The following is a 17,447-nucleotide window of genomic DNA, read 5'->3' on the forward strand; positions in this document are numbered from 1 at the left end:
GTCCGGGGTCTATTCTACAAGTTTAGCAGGAATTGTTTTTTTTAGCCAATTCCTAACAAATTATCACTAATATCAACAATATTAATACTATTTTTAACACTATTAATATCGATGGTATTAGCAACAACACCAAAAATATTCCCCGTTGTTGTTTGACGAATAATAATTCCTTGGGAGGCTCCAGTGGCGATTTGGAAATTGGCAGTTTGATCAAAGGTTTCCAAGGTAAGTTCTTCGGAGGTGAGATTAGCAACAATCAAAATTTTATCGCTTTCTGTGGCATTAAAATCAGTAATTAAATCGGCTTGAGTGGGGTTTAGAGGAACTTCTGCGGGGTTTGCACCTAAAATAAATATATCCGCCTCAGTGCCTCCGGTTAAAATATCAAAGTCTAAATCTCCAATTAAAATATCCCGTCCCCCACCTCCATCTAAACTATCTTTTCCTTTCCCTCCTCTTAATAAATCTTCTCCCTCCCCTCCCATTAAGAAATCATCCTCACGATTCCCATTAATAATATCGTTTCCACTATCACCTTTAAGGGTATCATTTCCCTGACCGCCCCGAAGTAAATCAATGCCTTCTGCACCAAATAATTGATCATTTCCTGTGTTTCCATTCATAACATCAGTTTGATTAGAACCGACTAAAATATCATCTCCTGCTAAGGCTAATATTCCTCCGGGATTATTGATTGTCCATTCCGGTAAAATCATGCCACTCGGCTGTTGGGGAAAATTAAACGTATTGGGGGGTGCTAGAACGTCAATATCATCTGTTAATATAAATAATTGCGAGGATTGTCCTGATAATTGGGTTAGGGTTTTATAACTGCTTAAAATATTAATATCGCTGAGAATTTGACTGGGTTTAACTTCCAAAGTTGGGGCTGTATTGAGAGTAAGTTGAGGATTTTTTTCTAAGAGTTTCTGAACCCAAGGCTCGGCAATGGGCAGAATGGTTTTATATAAAGGTTCATATTGGGGAAAAAATGTGAAAATTAGGGGTTCAGCAACAGGCCAAATTACATTACTGACAAAATTAATAATTTTTTTAAACATATCCAGAATATCCGAAGTGCGACTGATAAATCGGTTAGTTATCTTAATTTTGCACTTTTATTTCCTAGGATTCAGGATAAATTTTTCAGAAGCATTGAAAGCCCATAAAAAAATAGAGATACATGAATTTGTATCTCTCAAATCAGACTGATTAATTTTTGCGATGCTACTCTGAAAAATCGGTTTCTGAATGTTCCCCTTGATTAAACCATAGCAATCGAATTCCTAACACTCCAAACCCAATAGCAGCAGCAGTTTTAACAAGATGGGTGGGTAAAACTTCTGCAACCCCTTGTCCTACCATCACTCCTAAAAAACTTGCTAATAATAGGGCGGCGGCTGTACCCAAAAAGATCGGACGGGGGGATTTGGTACTTCCACTTAAAGCGATCGCCGCTACTTGACTTTTATCCCCTAATTCTGATAAGAAAACCGTGATAAAACTCAATCCTAATAGTTGAAAATCCATAGATTTATTCTAATTTTATGAGTGTAAAACTTCCCAAATTAATAATGCAGAAATCAATAATAAACTGCTTCCGGCTAACCGTTCTAAGGTTCGGGGAGAGATGCGTGTAGCTAACCATTGACCCAGTAAAACCCCTAATAAACTGGTTAATACCAAGGCACTTCCTGCACCCGCAAAAACAACCCAAGGCGCGTGAGATTCTGCCGTCATCAATAAAGTCGTGAGTTGGGTTTTATCCCCAATTTCTGCTAAAAAAATAGTAATAAAAGTGGAAACAAAAATTTTCCAAGTCTTAGGACTCACTAAATTTTGAAAGGGATGGGTCTTTTTGGCAGAACTAGCAATCGCTGAGGATGCGGTCAGTCGGTCTTCCTGAACGTTAACAAGGATAGGGGATGAACTCATAGGTTGAGGGTCAGAGTATTGAGCAAGACTATATCATAATCTTTTCATATTTTCCCCAATCCCGCAATAGACGAACAAGGAACACTGTTCGGGTTACCCCTCAACCGCCTGATTAAAACGCTCCATTTCCGGGGAAGAATCCCCATAAACCCCTTCAATTTGTTGTTGACAACAATCAATGGCAAAATCGTTTAACTCTTCCGGTTCTATGCCATATAACTCTTGAAAAACATCCGGTTGTACCCGACAAAATCGAGGGCGTTGCTCATAGATGTTGCATTCTCTGGCTTCCGTATCAAAATGAATACACCATCCATCTTCCCCAACTAAACTTAAATACAGTTGTAAGTCCTCTGGGGTTAAATAGTCCTCTAACTCAGGGCGTTCACTCGGATCGAGATGACAGCACGCCCCACATTGTTTTACACAAAGCCAATTTGCCATTATTCCGGTTTGGGTTCAGAAGGAGAATTAGAGTCCGTTGGTTTTTGGGTGGCGGCTTTTAAATCTGGGTTGGGAGGATGGGGACGAACTAAAGCCGGAGGGGTGGTTTCCTCAGATTCAGTGGCTTCGGCGGAAGTTTCAGCTTCTGACACTGTGATCGTTTCCTCAACGGTTTCTGAGTCTGCGGGATCGACAACTACAGATTCCTGGGTGTCTTCAACAATAAGATTCACCTGTTCTGCGGTAATCTCAACCACAACTTCCACCTGGGGTGCAGCAAGTTGTTCAAAGGGTGAAGGAGTGGGTTTCTCAACGGTTTCCGTCGCTTCTGGTTTTGTTGGGGGTTCGGTTTCAATTCCAACAACTTCTGGGATATTAGGGGTTGAAGAAACCGTTGTTTCTATATCCTCAAATTCTGCAAATTCTGATCCTACAGAATCAGCCTGACTCGATGGAGTTGATTCTACAACCGTTGAAGTCGAGGGGGCAGAATCGGGTTTAGGAGATTTAGCTGTAGTTGTCGGTTTCGGGGTTTTGATTTTGGGTTTTTTATTGAATAACCCTGTTAAGTTTCCCACCCAACCCGATACCATTCCAGCCAGTTCTGGGATAGATTTCTGCGGTTTAGCAACGGTTTTTGATGGTGTTCTTCCTGAAGAAATTGGAGGTTTTTGTTCCAATTTTTGAGGTGTTTCTACAGGGGAGGGAGTGGGTTCAAGATTGGGGGTAACTGCGATTTCCTCAACAGTAACTTCTAGTTCGGGAGTGACAGCAGAAATCGGGGGTTCCTCTACAACGATATCATCCTGAACTGCTGCGACATCAGGAGCGGTTGCAATGATTTCTGGTTCAGGTTTGGGTTCCCCTCGGGTTTCTACAGGGGGTTCAGGAATAACAGGATTAATTTTAGATGCAGGTTGAGGAGGATTAACAATATTGACCGGGGGTTTAGATTGAGGTGAAATCACCGGAGGTTGAGGACTTAAAAAGCTGTTGAGTCGTTCTTTAACATCCGCCGGAATGGGGGTTTGTTGGGCTACAGGGGTTCCGGCTCGGCGTAGCATCAGAGCTTCCCATCCAAACCAAACTAATAATGATACACTCGCCACTTGGCCTAAAAGCACGGCCCCTGTAATTCGTCCAGCACAGGCCCAGAGCACCAGTGCATAAAACAATCCGACTCCACTCCAGACAAAATCACTTTTGCGGTGAACTTCTGGAAAGAAGAAGGCCGCCATATAAAGGGCAAAACTTCCTAAACCCACTGCGATCGCTAGGATATACGCCAGCATTTTTCCCTCCCACTCTATCAAGGAACCTGTTATGGAGTTATTTTACCGTTAACTGTTAACGGTTAACAGAATCTAGGGAATGGTGTTGGCTGTAGGCAGTTAACAGCCACTGTCCATTGTCAATGGAAACTTGTTGTGATTTGAATCACCAATTTTATGTGAATTATATCATAAATACAGATTGTACGGAATCATACAGACAGGATGTGTTGTCTTATTACTATAGATATAGGTAGAGAATAGGGTGCGATCAGAAAGTGATTTAGGGGGGAGTTAATCATGTTAGAAAAATTATTGTTAGCCGCTTTTGTGACCTTGGCTCTTCATTTACAGTTTGGTGTCAACTGGTTAAGCTCTAAACCAGCATCCACAACAGGTGTCGCACTGCAAATCGATATGGGAAGAATTGTTCTGTCCCAAAAAATTATTAAGTAGAGTCTGTTGGGAGAAACTTTAGCTCCAGATAAAAAGATGCCTCTATTGCTCAATTGAGGTTCCCTAAAAACTAAGTGAATTTGCATGAATTTTTTCTCATCAACCCTTCATCGCTCGTTCACCTTCAAGGGTTACTATCATCAATAGAGTTCGTGATTGTTGCATCTATCTTTACTATTACTGGAGTTTTAGTTAACCATGTTTTCCTCCGATTGGAAAGCTCATCGGAATCCATCTCCTACTCCAGATAATCCTAAACTCGTTCGATTAACCAGTGATGTTGAATGGATTCAATTAATTGAAAATGCAATATCAGATAATCGTTGTGCTTTATATCTTCAGGATGTTATTTCTTTAGCAGAACCTGATTCTCGACGATATTATGAAGTTTCTGTACGATTATTTGATCCCAATGGTCGGGTGATTCCTCCCTCAGTTTTTCTTCCGGTGGCGGAACGATATTATTTACTACCTGATCTGGATCGTTGGTTGGTTGAGAACCTTCTGGAATCCTTAGCTAAAATTGAGGCTGACCTACTCAATAACAGTTCTTTTGCGATTAACTTATCGCGACACAGTATCAATAAAGTTGATTTTGTTAGTAGGATTCATCAACAATTAAAACAATTAGATATTTCTCCTGAAGTGATTTGTTTTGAAATCAATGAAACAGTTGCTTTATCTAATTTAGAAATTGCTTCTGATTTAATTACCTATCTTCAAAGTTTAGGATATTACTTTACTTTGGATGATTTTGGTCGAGGATTATCTTCCTTATCTTATCTCAAACATCTGCCTGTAGATTATATCAAAATTCCGGGGATTTTTATTCGGAATATGCTGAATGATTTAACAGATAGAAGCATTGTTGAAATGATCCATTATTTAGCCCAAAAAATGGGATTAAAAACCATTGCTGAAGATGTAGAAACTGAAGCGATTTTTCAAAGCGTTAAAGCTCTGGGTATTAACTACGCTCAAGGTTACTATCTCAGCCGTCCCCAACCCTTTGAGAAGGTTTTACGTTCCGAGTAAAGAATAGAAAATCATTCTGATGTGTCTTAGAGTTCTAGCTTCTTGAAACTCCTCGTAATGTTAACCCATAATCTTTGATTCTCCATTTTACCCTTCACTCAGAATTGAGATTAATCTTGATATAGCTGATAAAGTTTAGTAACTTCCTGTTTAAATCGTTGTCGTACCGCATCCGGTGCCACAATTTCACAATCTGGGCCATAGCGAAACACCTCCCGAATTAACCAAAACGGATTCACAACCCGTCGCACCACCTGACGCACCTCACCCAAAACCTTGTTTTCCAGATCGTCCGGTTTCGGTTCATAGGCATTGACTAACCATTTTTTAAAGTGTAAGTACACTTTTATAGAATCCAGCGATTCGCGCCATTCTCCCTCAATCGGTAAAATTCCGTTAATTCGGTCTAACCTCAAACATCGATTGTGATGGAGTTCTGGCCCGTCTTCGCTATCTTCGGTTTCATCACACCATATTTGTAAGTAATAGCGTTTCTCATAAAAGCAGATTTCAGCATAACGGGCGGTGTACTCCATTTGCTGTTTTTGAGAGTTGGTATAAACAACGTGAAACGGCTGTTTTCGGGCAATTTGCTGATCGACTAAAATCCGCCATGCTTGAGTGGGTTGACTGACTTTTTGGAGGAGAGACTGACGCAAAGGAGCTTGTAAGTTGCCTCGGTTGACCAATAGGGATAATAAAATCTGAGCTTCCTCTACAGAACCCGAATCCACTAACACTTCCGTTGCTTTTTTTAAGGCTGTGACCTGATTCGCATCGAGGGTAAAGGGTTCTCCGACTTCGAGTTGTCCAAGGGCGATCGCACCAATTAACCCCGATGCACTGGGTTTATCGCCCCATTTGATATCCAGACGTTGGGCGATGTCTTCGAGCTTTTCTTTCGTTCCTGGGGGGACAGACAAAGTTAGGGTTTCTTTTTTTCTGGGCATTTTCAAAAATAATTACAAAATGTACTTGCAATTTATAGATGAGTGTGTGATAGTAGTAGATGTCAATACATTCTAGTCTCAAACAGGAAAGTTTAATTGTGGATACTTACTCTATCACACTCAAGCCTGTTTATTCCTGTCCAAGCTCTGAACCGTTGGAGGGGGTGACATTTACGCAGAAACCGGGTTTCTTAAGGAAAATCTGGACTTCATCGACCAAATTTGAACAAGAAACCCGGTTTCTCTGGTCTATGTAGACATTAATAAAGGAGAAGTTAAACAATATTTATGTCAAACCGTCCTCGACTTTTTAACCGATTACCTCAAACTTTAGAAGAACGCTATTTTAGCGAAATTCGTTCTAAACTCTATGAACTTCATGGTGATCATCATCAAACTGGAGTCAGAAAAGGTAGAACTCTAGCAGAACACTTTGATTCTGCTTGTCAGTTTGTTCTAACTGTTAGTAAGCTTGCTGGAATTACAGAGCAAAAACGGGCTGTTCTATTAGCAGCAACCGCAGTACATGACCTCAACAAAATTGATCCTTCTGGTCGGAAAGTTAAGCAGTTAGCTAGAGATAAAACCTTTTTACAAGAACAACTCAAACAAGCTGGTGTCGATATTTTAATTAACAGTGACACTGAACTAGAACTGGCTAGACGTTTAATTGAACGCCACTCTGGTCATAATGTTAGCGATGGATCAATATTTTTGCCTCAAGAAGATGATGATCTTGAACGTCTAACAGCGATACTTATTGCTGCGGATTTACTGGATTTAGGACTTGAAAACCAAGAGCAACTTTTCCGAAAACTTCAGACAGAACTTACGGTTGCGCTAGGAAGATCAAGTCACCTATTCCGAGTTCGAGTCAGTGAAGATCGAGGGTATATGACCGCCTTGTTATTAGGTGCGTGTGATGAAGTTTTAAGAACTTATGGATTAACGCCATTGACTATTTTCCCAGATGGGGAATTATTTGAGGGAGAAATAGCACCTAAACAAGACCTAACGAGAGAAATTGCAGCGAGTTGGCAAGCTAAAATTGATGCAGTTTTTGGAAATAATATTGATCAGTTGGTAAAACCAACGAAAGACGGAATTAAAATTCGTACTCCTGCTATTCAGCATGATCATCAAGAAGTTTTAAATACTGTCTTAGCTTTATTAGAAAAGAAAAAAGCAAATTTTAAACTCGATAAAGTTAACGCAGACCTTGATAAATGGGGGAAACAGAAAGTTGATAAAGCTGAACTTGATCATGCGGCTTCCGTTGGTTTGCTTCCCATTAGTAACTCTGATGAATTTGCTTTAGCAGAAGGACTTAAAGCAGCCTATTTAAGCTATCGCCAAGTCAAACCAGAACTTTCCCCTCGTCAGGTTTGGGAGAAAATAGGCGTTCATGTTGGCTTTTCTCCAGAACAATTATCTGCACTGGAAGTGTTTGATGCTCAGTATGGGCGACCTTTATTTGCAGCTAAAGCAGTTCAAACCGATTTAGAGGGGATAAAAGCAGCAATTCTTGAATCTTTGCAGATGAGAAAAGAGTGCTTACAACAACAGAAAGGTGGTGATGTTCCTGAAGAATTAATTGAAGCCGTTGCTCAAACTTTAAATTGCCCTTTCGTTAGTGGATTAGACTTATCTAAAGAATTAACAGCATATATTAATGCTAATCCCAGAGAGCGTTGTTCTTTAGGGCCTACGAAAAGTGAAACAGAAGACTTGGCAGAAATGCCAACAGGAACAAAGGTGCAAGTTTTTTCTAATCGTCTTCCGGGTGGAATGAATGGCGACCCTAGAAGACAGGCAGAACCAATAACATCTTTAGCTTACCAATTAATGACAGTGGGTGCTAACTTTCCCAGTGTTAAAAAAGAACCTCCCTATTACTTACATTTGACATTACCAAAAGGGTCTTCTCCAGAACTCCTAAGAATCTGGCGGGAGTGTTTACAAAACTGGGCAGCAACCAATGGCGATGGAGGGCCAGTCAGCATTGATTGGTTGAAATTGTATAAAGAGAATAGTTTTGAGTTTAGAACAGAAAAAATAGTTGGGTTTGCCTTCCCAAAACGTCCAGAATTTGTTCATGCAACCGTTATTATTCCTCTAACTTGGGGAGATACCAATGCTTCTGTTGCACTGCTCAAATCTCTAAGATTAGCTTTAGAACTTTCTCTATCATCAGAATTTGGATTTCCCTTTATCCTCAGTTCTAATATGCAGGTAGAAACATCTACGAATGCTTATGGACAAGTTGAAGGAATTCCAAGTGCCTTACAACCTCTCCTCACAACTGAAAATTATCAATCTGGACATTATAACCGTCAGGAAGCTGAAGTTATTCTTAAGCGGTTAGGATGTTTGGGTAATCTTGTACAAGCAACTGTAAGCTTGAGAAAATTTGATGACTGTTTGTATGACTTAGCTTGTGCTGCTGCACAACCCTTTAGTTTGTACTACGTTCTTCTACGCTGGATTTTACGCGAACAAGAAGAACCCAATCTTGCGTTAATGTGGAGTCGAATTCGTGAACCTTTGAATACATTATTGGAGAGTCTTATGCCCGATGAAAATGCTAGTTTGTTAACGAAATATTTGAAGGAAGCGGCTCTAATTGCTGCTGAAGCTCATTTGCAGGGAAGTTCATTTAAACGGACTGCCCAAGTGGAACCTTTTGCTAATTTTATATCACAGGTTCGTTCCCAAAAATCCTATATGGATTTAGAGTTTTTGTTTGCGGCTCTTGTACAAGACTATCATCATCGTTTGGATCGAATTAGCGATTATGGAGGCACTAAAACAAAACTTGAGCAAATTAAAAACTATTACAGCGTCATCAGAAAACTTTATGAAGAAGTTTATCAAGCTCGACCTGAAAAGTTGTTAGTTGATCAAAAAGCTTTAGAATCAGCTTACTTATTTTTCCTAGAAGAAGCTCGTCAAGAACTTAAAAACAAACCTGAAAATAAAGCTGAAGCTTCTAAGGCTTAATTCAATTAACTACCCCTTATCAATTTCAAAAGGAGAATCCTATGTCAATTAATCAGTTAACTTCATTTCTCGCCCCGACTTATGAAAACTTCCCCAAAGGGAGAACAATTGGTTTAGTGGTTTTAAGAACTTCTTTGTCTGAATTAGTTTTACGGACAGAAGGAAGCGGAGAGCCAATGTGTCGGGAATTTGTACAGGCTGGGGTAACAGATACGAAAAAGATTATTCCTCGTCTAGTCATGACGAAACGCAAACAAATTGCTCCTGAACGTCGTCGGGGACGGGAATTTTTACGAGCTTATGATTTACTCTACACCATTAAGAAAAAAGAAGAAGAATCGATTTGTTCAATGAATACAAATGCCCCTTGTGAAATGTGTATCGATTGCTTTCTATACGGTTTTGCTGCGGGGGGTGGAGGCGCTCAGAAAAGTCGAATTTGGACTGAGGATGCTTTTAGTATTTTACCTGCTACAGATACCATTGGCGATCGCACGATTAATGCCCTTTTTGAAAATGGAACCATGCGAGATGAAAAAGGCACTGCATCTACCGCTTTAAACACCAGTGAATACATTAAACCGGGCGTTCATTTCCTCGATGTTGTTACTCTCAAAGATGTTACAGCCGATGAATTACGATATGTGATTGGCAATATTTTATTAACCAGTCGATATGGGGCTGTTTCCAGCCGTATTGGTCGCATGGAAAATCAGATTTTGGGTGTTTTTGGTGGAATTACTGAACTGCCAAGTTCTCTGGAATTAGTACAAGGTGTTTATGAAACCTTAACTCATTCAGGCACATTATTAGAACATCCCCTGGATAGTAATGCTGTAATTACTGCCACTCAACAAGTGATTTCAAGTTGGATCAATAAACGAGGAATATCAGTGCAACTTTCTCAAACTGAATTAACTGAATTGATTGCTGATGTTGATCAACATTGGTCAGAATCTGATCGAGAATCCTTTCTCAAACGTTTAAATCAATCCTATGAAACCTTCCGAAAAGTTTCAGCGACAGCAGAGAGCAAAAAACGGAAAAATAAAGGCAAAGAAACCACAAGTGAAACAGAGAGTTAAATTATGCCAGAAGCCAAACAACTCAGCCTTTTTGATTCAGTAACACCACCTAAAATTTCTTTTAAACAGGCAAGATTAATTGAATTATGGTGTGCTGAACCTGTGTTTTTTGCCTCCAGAGAGTTATCTGATTGTTATTACACTGAAGGAGCATTTGGTAACTATGCACTGGCTTATGCAATGGGTTGGGTACATTCTCCTTATCGCTTAACTGGAAAAGCCACAGGACGACCAACCTATTTAGAAGATTTAGTTCCTTTAGCGCAAGAATGTTACATCTTACCTGCTTGGCCAGCCGAAGGAAAAGTAACGTTTCGAGTTGAACGATTTAACGCGCTTTCTGATGCCTATTGGTATGCAATGACAAATAATCGCGTCGCAACGGCTCGTGAAGATGTTCCACTCTGGCGACAGGGCAAAAAATTGAATACATTTCGACCGAGTAACTATCCTCAAACAGGTCGTTTACGTTTAATTGATCGAGGCAACTGTTTTCATACTTTAGTATTAGGAGAACGAGAAATACCAGAATATATTCGTTTAGGGAAATTTCGCAGCAAAGTTCGCATTAAGGTATTGAATCAAATGCCTATTATTTCTTTACCTGAAAGCGAGTATGACAGTAAAGCTTACTTAAGCGTAGCTGACTTACCATCTGAGTTAAATCTCCTGTCTTTTGATTTAATTTCCATCCCTCCTACATCCCTACTTAAAAACCTTCATTTTTCTGGAGCAGCATGGCAGATAGGAGATTGGACGATCCCAGCCAATTTATGTTTTTGTGGAGGAAGATCGAATTATGAACCGTGAACCATTAACCTTAACATTGGAGCCTAAAAGTATTGCAGCTTGTTCTAATTTACCGCCTGAACTCACATTTTTAGGAAATGCCCTTCAACACCAAGTTGATGTTTTTCTTAAATCCCGTGATCATGACATTATTATTGATTTAGCTCCCACTGGAACAGGGAAAACAAAAGCAGGGTTATCAGTTCTTCTACATCAACCGAATAAAACAGCAATCTACATCGCACCAACCAATGCTTTAGTTTATCAACAGAAAGAAGCCGCAGAAAAGCTTGTTCGTGATGCTGGATTGAATCATGTTGTCATTTCTGCTTCTGCCAAAGAGGTTCGAGCATGGTCTAACGATAGAGTCGGTTCGCGCCCAGGGGAAAAAATCTATAATTTACTCCGTAATCCTGCAACAATTTTTCCTGAGATTGGCGCCAATCGACCTGTTTTATTAGTAACAAATCCAGACCTTTTCTATTATGCAATATTCTTTGCCTATAACAAACTTGATCAAGTCAATATTGCCAGCAGTTTTTACAACAAATTTGCAACCATCATCTTTGATGAGTTTCATTTATACGATGCTAAACAGTTAGTCAGTTTGTTGTTTTATCTAGCCCTTTCAAAAGTTTTTGGTTTCTTTAAACAGGGTCGGCGAGTTGTTTTGTTAACCGCAACACCTGAACCCGCCTGTGAGGAAGCCTTTAAAAGTTTAGAAGCAGAAGGAGTTAAAATTGCTCGAATTGATGGAGAAGCAGAAAATACTCATCTTCTCCCCTCTCAAACCTCTGTACAATTACAATTGCGACCTGAACCAGAACGAGATCAGTTTTTAAAAGAAATCGCTGATGAAATTTGCCAACGATTTAAAGATAATCCCAACCAAAATGGGGCTGTTATTTTAGACTCCAAAGATTACGTTAATCGATTAGCAGATTTATTAAAAGCCAGAGGTTATGGTCAATCTTTTGGCAGAATTACAGGCTCTACACCTGCCAAAGAACGCCTCTGGGCTGCCCAACAACCGATTATTTTAGCAACCAGTACCGTTGATGTCGGATTTAATTTTGAACGCCATCCTGATCCCCCTCGTCAGAATTTAGATTGGTTAATTTTTTCAACTCGCGATCGCGCTTCATTCTGGCAAAGAATCGGTCGTGTCGGGCGTGTTTTAGGTAAAATTGAAACGAATATTCCTTCAGATGCGATCGCCTATTTACCTGATATCGCGTGGGAACAAGGATTAACAGATTTAGATCTTTCAGGAGGGCGAGAAGCTCTCAAACAAAAACTTTCAGAACTTCCTTGTCTTGAACGTCCTTTTCTAAAAGCTTATTGGCAATCAGAAGCATTTCTTGAAATTGCTCGTCCTTTGTTGGAAATGGAAGAAATGCTTGATAATTTATCCGGTAGTGAATTAATTCTACAGCTTTTTGAAACTCTCAAATTAACTTTAGGGGGTAAACGCACTTGGCAAGACTACCGCTATCGGATGAAAGTTTTACGCGCTGCTGATAAATTAAGTAAAACTTCTTTAAAGTCAATCAAGAAAGAATGGAAATATATAAAAGGAGGTCAAGCCTTAATTAAAAGATTTTTAGGGGCTAAATATCCTGAACGCTTACAAGAAATTGATGCGGGAATAGTCACTTTAGAAGAATGGGAGGAAGAATTCAGGGAATATGAAGATGCGGCTGAAGAACTCAAAACTTTTGCTGAAGAATTAAGTATTAGCTATACACCGATCTTCCAGTTTCGTTTTAGTTTATTTGAAAGCCTGCATATTCGTGACCCTTATGGACTGTTACTGGATCAATCGGAAGAAACTGATTTAGATCCGATTCATCTACTCCGTTATTATGAATTTGCAACTCAAGATGAAGACATTGTAGTTACAAGTCGTGCAGAAATCCCCTATCAAATCAGTTTCCGTTGGCGTTATTCTGGAAGTCGTCAAGAGTTTATTAACACTCAAATCAACAAACTGATTGTTTTGAAAAATTGTAATATTGAACGAAAAATGGGAGATGCGATCGCTCCCACTCCCTTACTCAATCAATTAGAAAAAAGCTTGTTACCTGGGGTAATCATTTGTCCTATTAGCAGTGCTGTAGCTTTTTATCGTCTTAAAAAAGAGCGAATTCCATCTTATCCTATTACCGTTAGATGTAATGATGTAGAAAAAGAGTATGCTTTTTTACCAGGAATAGCAGGGATCTTAACCGTTGCTATGAGTGGCTTAAAAATACGCTTACTCGATGAAGAAAACTTCTGGATTGCTTAATTAATTATAGCTTTAACTAACCCTTAAGGTAGATGAATAAGTTAATTAATCAGTCTTAACTATTTTCTTTCATTCTCTCAGCTACGCTACAAATTATTAAGGTAAAATTATGCCCCATAGTCTTGTTCTCAATCTTTTGCCCCTTTCTTCTATTCCCTTAAACTATTTAACGGGACGACATATTCATGCGTTATTTCTAACATTAGTCAGTTCCGTTGACCCCGAATTAGGAACTTATTTACATGAACAAAAAACAGATAAAGCGTTTACCTTAAGTCCGTTACAAATCAGCAAAACGATTCATCAGAACGTTCTGCAATGGCAACATAAGAAACCGATTTCCAGTGAAACTCCTTGCTGGTTAAGAATTTCTTTATTGGATGATAATCTATTTAGTCATTTGAGTGGTTTATGGTTAAATCTTAATCCTAAAACACCTTGGCATTTAGGCCCTGCTGATTTACAAATTACCAGCATTTTAGGCACACCTCAATCGACTCAACCTTGGGCTAATTTTTCATCCTATCGTCAATTGTATGAACAAGCATCTGATGAAAACCGACAAATAGAATTAATATTCTGTACCCCAACCGCCTTTCGTCAAAGTAATTTTGATTCGGCTTTACCAACGCGAGATAGTGTGTTTGGGTCGTTATTAAGACGTTGGAATCAATATAGCGGGATTCCTTTTGAAGATACTTTAATTGAACCTATTTTTCCGAGTTTCTTCAATATTAGAACCGAGATTTTAGCAGATTCTCGCAGTAAATTTATTGGCTGTGTGGGAATAATGAATTTTAGAATTTTGGGAGATGTAGACCCAATGGTTATTAAACAAATTAATACCTTAGCGGATTTTGCTCTGTATAGCGGTGTGGGACGGAAAACACCGATGGGAATGGGAATGGTCAGGAGAATTGGTAATGGTTGAAAGTTGACTGAATTATCTGTTTTTTGCTCAATAAGGTTAGGTGAATTATGGAAACCATTGATTATATTCCGATTTCGTCTTTGAATCATTTTTCTTATTGTCCCCATCGCTGTTGGCGAATGTTTTGTGCAGGGGAATTTGTTGATAATCAGTATACCATAGAAGGAACCAGTTTGCACGATCGCGTTCATAGTTTTGGAGAACAAAATCGTGAGGAACTTTGGCAAGTTCGGGCGGTTTGGTTGAAATCTGAACGTTATAAATTAATTGGAAAATCGGATTTAATTGAATCACAATCGGGAGAATTTTACCCCGTAGAATATAAACGGGGACGCAAAGGGGAATGGGATAATGATGAAATGCAGGTGGTAGCGCAAGCGTTATGTTTAGAAGAAATGACGGGTAAAACTGTCACAAAGGGTTATATTTATTATGCCCAATCCCATCAACGTCAACCTGTGGAAATTTCCTCAATATTACGAGAACAAGCAATTAATATTATTGATCAAGTTTTCGCTCTTTTACAAACGGGTCATCAACCTTTAGCAAGTTATCAAAAACGCTGTAAAGGTTGCAGTTTGTATGAATCTTGTTTACCGAAAATTGCTGCAAAAGTTAGTCGGTATCAAGAGGTGATTGTTTAAGGTAAATATTGTAGTGCGAGCGTCCTCGCTCGCTAGTATTTACTTTATAGATCATAGACAGTAATTCTGTTGCGTGCGGTTCGCTTACACAACCTACTATTTTTTTGAGGTTAATACAATGGGAACGGTTTATGTTACGGTTAATGATTCGTTTATTGGCAAAACGGATGAACGGTTAACGGTAAAGGCGGATAAGAAAAATGTTCTGGATGTGCCGTTAATAAAAGTAGATGGAATTGTTATTTTAGGACGCTCAACGGTATCTCCTGCGGTGGTTCAGGAACTTTTAGAACGTCATATCCCGTTAACCTTTTTAACAGATACGGGGCGTTATTTAGGACGGTTAGAACCAGAAATGACCAAGAATATTTTTGTGAGAAAAGCGCAATGGGAAGCAGCCGGAGAGTCGGAAAAGGCGTTACATTTAGTCCGGGGGTTTGTGCGGGGAAAATTGAAGAATTATCGGATGATTTTATTGCGACAAGGACGTAAATATTCTGAACTGGATTTAGAGGCTGCTTTGACTCGGTTGGATAATGCGATCGCTCCTATTTCTTATACCAATAATATTAACTCTTTACGCGGTTTAGAAGGGGCGGGAAGTGCGGCTTATTTTGGTGCATTTGATCAGTTAATTCGGGGAGATGGCTTTAGTTTTAATTGTCGTAACCGTCGCCCGCCAACTGACCCAGTTAATTCTTTACTGAGTTTTGGTTATTCTTTATTGTGTCATGATGTGCAAAGTGCGGTTAATTTAGTCGGGTTTGATCCCTATTTGGGTTATCTTCATGTTCAACATTATGGTCGTCCGAGTTTAGCTTTGGATTTAATGGAGGAGTTTCGACCGTTAATTGTAGATTCGATGGTGTTGAGTGCGATTAATTTAAAGCAGTTAACACCTGATGATTTTACAATAGAACCGATTAGCAATGCGGTTTTAATGTCTCCTGAAGGACGGCGAACGTTTCTGAAATTATATGAACAGAAAAAACAATCTAAGTTCAAGCATCCGGTGTTAGGTCAACAATGTACTTATCAAGAGGCGTTTGAAATTCAAGCTCGTTTGTTAGGGAAATATTTGATGGGTGACATTGAAAAATATCCGCCTTTGGTGTTAAAATAATCATGTTTGTTGTGGTGTCTTACGATATTTCTGAGGATAAACGTCGCACGAAAATTCATTCGATCTTAAAATCCTATGGTCAATGGATGCAGTACAGTGTTTTTGAGTGTGAGTTGACTAACACTCAATATGCTAAATTGCGATCGCGTCTCAACAAAATTATTAACCCTGAAACCGATAGTATTCGCTTTTATTTCCTCTGTGCTTGTTGTCAGGGAAAGGTTGAACGCATTGGCGGCGAACCTATACGAGATCATACGATTTTCTTTGCTTAGTTGCGCCTACCTGTGGCTGTTGGGAAAAGAAATGCTAAAATAATCGCTGAAACCGTTATCGGTTCTGGGTTTAAACTGTTTCGCTCATCTTTTGAGGTTGTCGCAATTCTTGTAAGCCTTATCCTGAAACAGTTTCAGCGTTTTTTTAGTTTTGCCTATTGTCAAGTCGATGGCTGAAATGGTATATTCTGATCAGGTTGTCGGAATCGCACCTTGAAAACTAAATATATCAAGGGTTTCAGAAGCCTGCGGTTATAATAACTATTAATCCCTATCAGGGATTGAAACATCCTCTAGATTCTCTGGTTTAACTCATCCTTGCCCGTAGGGTTATAATAACTATTAATCCCTATCAGGGATTGAAACCAATACTCCGGCAAGCTTCGGGTAGCATAAAGCGTTATAATAACTATTAATCCCTATCAGGGATTGAAACTATAGGTGAAGTAAATGATGCAGAAAGACCTAGGATTAACCGTGTTATAATAACTATTAATCCCTATCAGGGATTGAAACGATTCAGCAACGGAGACCATCGTAGCATTAGGAACGTTATAATAACTATTAATCCCTATCAGGGATTGAAACGGTGGTAAATGAGAAGATGATGGGTGATAGTGAGAAGGTTATAATAACTATTAATCCCTATCAGGGATTGAAACAACCTGCCAAATGAGTCTAAGCTCATATATGGCAAGTTATAATAACTATTAATCCCTATCAGGGATTGAAACTCTGGAGAATCAAAGTCATAGACCGGGACAAAAATATCAAGGGGTTATAATAACTATTAATCCCTATCAGGGATTGAAACTAACCAGAGCAGCAACGGGGAACGAAACTAATGATGTTATAATAACTATTAATCCCTATCAGGGATTGAAACATCAGGTATCAGTCATCAATCCGAAACAATTCACGCTAAAGAATTAATGGTTATAATAACTATTAATCCCTATCAGGGATTGAAACTCGAAGTCATCCCAATCGCAAAGAAAACTATCGAAAGTTCTTTGTTATAATAACTATTAATCCCTATCAGGGATTGAAACCCTTTAGATTGACCTAGAAACCATAACTCAGATGTTATAATAACTATTAATCCCTATCAGGGATTGAAACGAGAATGTCGCACAGTGAAAACCAGGGAATATAATCGGTTATAATAACTATTAATCCCTATCAGGGATTGAAACAGATGATGGATGATGAGCAGGAA

At 39.2% G+C, this 17,447-nt stretch carries 16 protein-coding genes and 1 CRISPR repeat array (1 of these 17 running past the window's edge); of the genes, 10 read left to right on the forward strand and 6 right to left on the reverse strand.

What is annotated here, in order from left to right:
- Nucleotides 1-41: 41 nt before the first annotated feature.
- The 5 genes from NMK36_RS00815 to NMK36_RS00835 all read right to left on the reverse strand — a co-directional run bounded on the left by NMK36_RS00815 (nucleotide 42) and on the right by NMK36_RS00835 (nucleotide 3,671).
- Entirely contained in the window at nucleotides 42-1,061 is a 1,020-nt protein-coding gene (locus NMK36_RS00815; RefSeq protein ID WP_254172779.1) for a calcium-binding protein, read from the reverse strand.
- A 166-nt stretch (nucleotides 1,062-1,227) separates the two neighbouring features.
- Nucleotides 1,228-1,530: a TMEM165/GDT1 family protein gene (locus NMK36_RS00820; RefSeq protein WP_254172780.1), complete on the reverse strand. Its 303-nt coding sequence runs from the start codon at nucleotides 1,528-1,530 to the stop codon at nucleotides 1,228-1,230.
- 15 nt (nucleotides 1,531-1,545) lie between these two features.
- On the reverse strand, nucleotides 1,546-1,935 hold the full coding sequence (locus NMK36_RS00825; RefSeq protein ID WP_254172781.1) for a TMEM165/GDT1 family protein: 390 nt from the start codon (nucleotides 1,933-1,935) through the stop codon (nucleotides 1,546-1,548).
- 93 nt (nucleotides 1,936-2,028) lie between these two features.
- Nucleotides 2,029-2,379 carry a YkgJ family cysteine cluster protein gene (locus NMK36_RS00830; RefSeq protein ID WP_254172782.1) on the reverse strand — a complete coding sequence of 117 codons (351 nt, stop codon included), beginning with the start codon at nucleotides 2,377-2,379 and terminating at the stop codon, nucleotides 2,029-2,031.
- Entirely contained in the window at nucleotides 2,379-3,671 is a 1,293-nt protein-coding gene (locus NMK36_RS00835; protein ID WP_254172783.1) for a Ycf66 family protein, read from the reverse strand. The genes NMK36_RS00830 and NMK36_RS00835 overlap by 1 nt, the downstream gene beginning before the upstream one ends.
- Nucleotides 3,672-3,950: 279 nt before the next feature.
- Here NMK36_RS00835 and NMK36_RS00840 point away from each other — a divergent pair, with 279 nt between their 5' ends.
- Both NMK36_RS00840 and NMK36_RS00845 read left to right on the forward strand, forming a co-directional pair.
- Nucleotides 3,951-4,106, forward strand: coding sequence for a hypothetical protein (locus NMK36_RS00840; RefSeq protein ID WP_186440341.1), 156 nt, complete (start codon nucleotides 3,951-3,953; stop codon nucleotides 4,104-4,106).
- Nucleotides 4,107-4,304: 198 nt separating this feature from the next.
- Nucleotides 4,305-5,141 carry an EAL domain-containing protein gene (locus tag NMK36_RS00845; RefSeq protein ID WP_072718952.1) on the forward strand — a complete coding sequence of 279 codons (837 nt, stop codon included), beginning with the start codon at nucleotides 4,305-4,307 and terminating at the stop codon, nucleotides 5,139-5,141.
- A 110-nt stretch (nucleotides 5,142-5,251) separates the two neighbouring features.
- Here the strand turns inward: NMK36_RS00845 and NMK36_RS00850 are convergent, their stop codons facing one another.
- Nucleotides 5,252-6,091, reverse strand: coding sequence for a helix-turn-helix transcriptional regulator (locus tag NMK36_RS00850; protein WP_254172784.1), 840 nt, complete (start codon nucleotides 6,089-6,091; stop codon nucleotides 5,252-5,254).
- A 288-nt stretch (nucleotides 6,092-6,379) separates the two neighbouring features.
- Between NMK36_RS00850 and NMK36_RS00855 the strand changes: the two genes are divergently transcribed.
- From NMK36_RS00855 to cas2, 8 genes are all read left to right on the forward strand, one after another.
- Nucleotides 6,380-9,091: a CRISPR-associated protein Csc3 gene (locus tag NMK36_RS00855; protein ID WP_254172785.1), complete on the forward strand. Its 2,712-nt coding sequence runs from the start codon at nucleotides 6,380-6,382 to the stop codon at nucleotides 9,089-9,091.
- Nucleotides 9,092-9,132: 41 nt separating this feature from the next.
- Nucleotides 9,133-10,176: a type I-D CRISPR-associated protein Cas7/Csc2 gene (gene cas7d / locus NMK36_RS00860; protein ID WP_254172786.1), complete on the forward strand. Its 1,044-nt coding sequence runs from the start codon at nucleotides 9,133-9,135 to the stop codon at nucleotides 10,174-10,176.
- A gap of 3 nt (nucleotides 10,177-10,179) precedes the next feature.
- Entirely contained in the window at nucleotides 10,180-10,986 is an 807-nt protein-coding gene (gene cas5d / locus NMK36_RS00865; RefSeq protein WP_254172787.1) for a type I-D CRISPR-associated protein Cas5/Csc1, read from the forward strand.
- Nucleotides 10,976-13,255, forward strand: a complete 2,280-nt coding sequence (gene cas3 / locus NMK36_RS00870) for a type I-D CRISPR-associated helicase Cas3' (RefSeq protein WP_254172788.1) — start codon at nucleotides 10,976-10,978, stop codon at nucleotides 13,253-13,255. The genes cas5d and cas3 overlap by 11 nt, the downstream gene beginning before the upstream one ends.
- A 109-nt stretch (nucleotides 13,256-13,364) precedes the next feature.
- Nucleotides 13,365-14,186: a CRISPR-associated endoribonuclease Cas6 gene (gene cas6 / locus NMK36_RS00875; RefSeq protein WP_254172789.1), complete on the forward strand. Its 822-nt coding sequence runs from the start codon at nucleotides 13,365-13,367 to the stop codon at nucleotides 14,184-14,186.
- A gap of 47 nt (nucleotides 14,187-14,233) precedes the next feature.
- Nucleotides 14,234-14,830, forward strand: coding sequence for a CRISPR-associated protein Cas4 (cas4, locus tag NMK36_RS00880; protein WP_254172790.1), 597 nt, complete (start codon nucleotides 14,234-14,236; stop codon nucleotides 14,828-14,830).
- A 118-nt stretch (nucleotides 14,831-14,948) separates the two neighbouring features.
- Complete coding sequence (cas1d, locus tag NMK36_RS00885) at nucleotides 14,949-15,953, forward strand: type I-D CRISPR-associated endonuclease Cas1d (RefSeq protein WP_254172791.1); 1,005 nt, start codon at nucleotides 14,949-14,951, stop codon at nucleotides 15,951-15,953.
- A gap of 2 nt (nucleotides 15,954-15,955) precedes the next feature.
- Nucleotides 15,956-16,228, forward strand: a complete 273-nt coding sequence (gene cas2 / locus NMK36_RS00890) for a CRISPR-associated endonuclease Cas2 (protein WP_254172792.1) — start codon at nucleotides 15,956-15,958, stop codon at nucleotides 16,226-16,228.
- 251 nt (nucleotides 16,229-16,479) lie between these two features.
- Nucleotides 16,480-17,447: a CRISPR direct-repeat array (repeat unit 37 nt; unit sequence GTTATAATAACTATTAATCCCTATCAGGGATTGAAAC); it runs 1,104 nt beyond the window's last position.

The organism is Planktothrix pseudagardhii (assembly GCF_904830925.1).
Classification (GTDB): Bacteria; Cyanobacteriota; Cyanobacteriia; order Cyanobacteriales; family Microcoleaceae; genus Planktothrix; species Planktothrix tepida.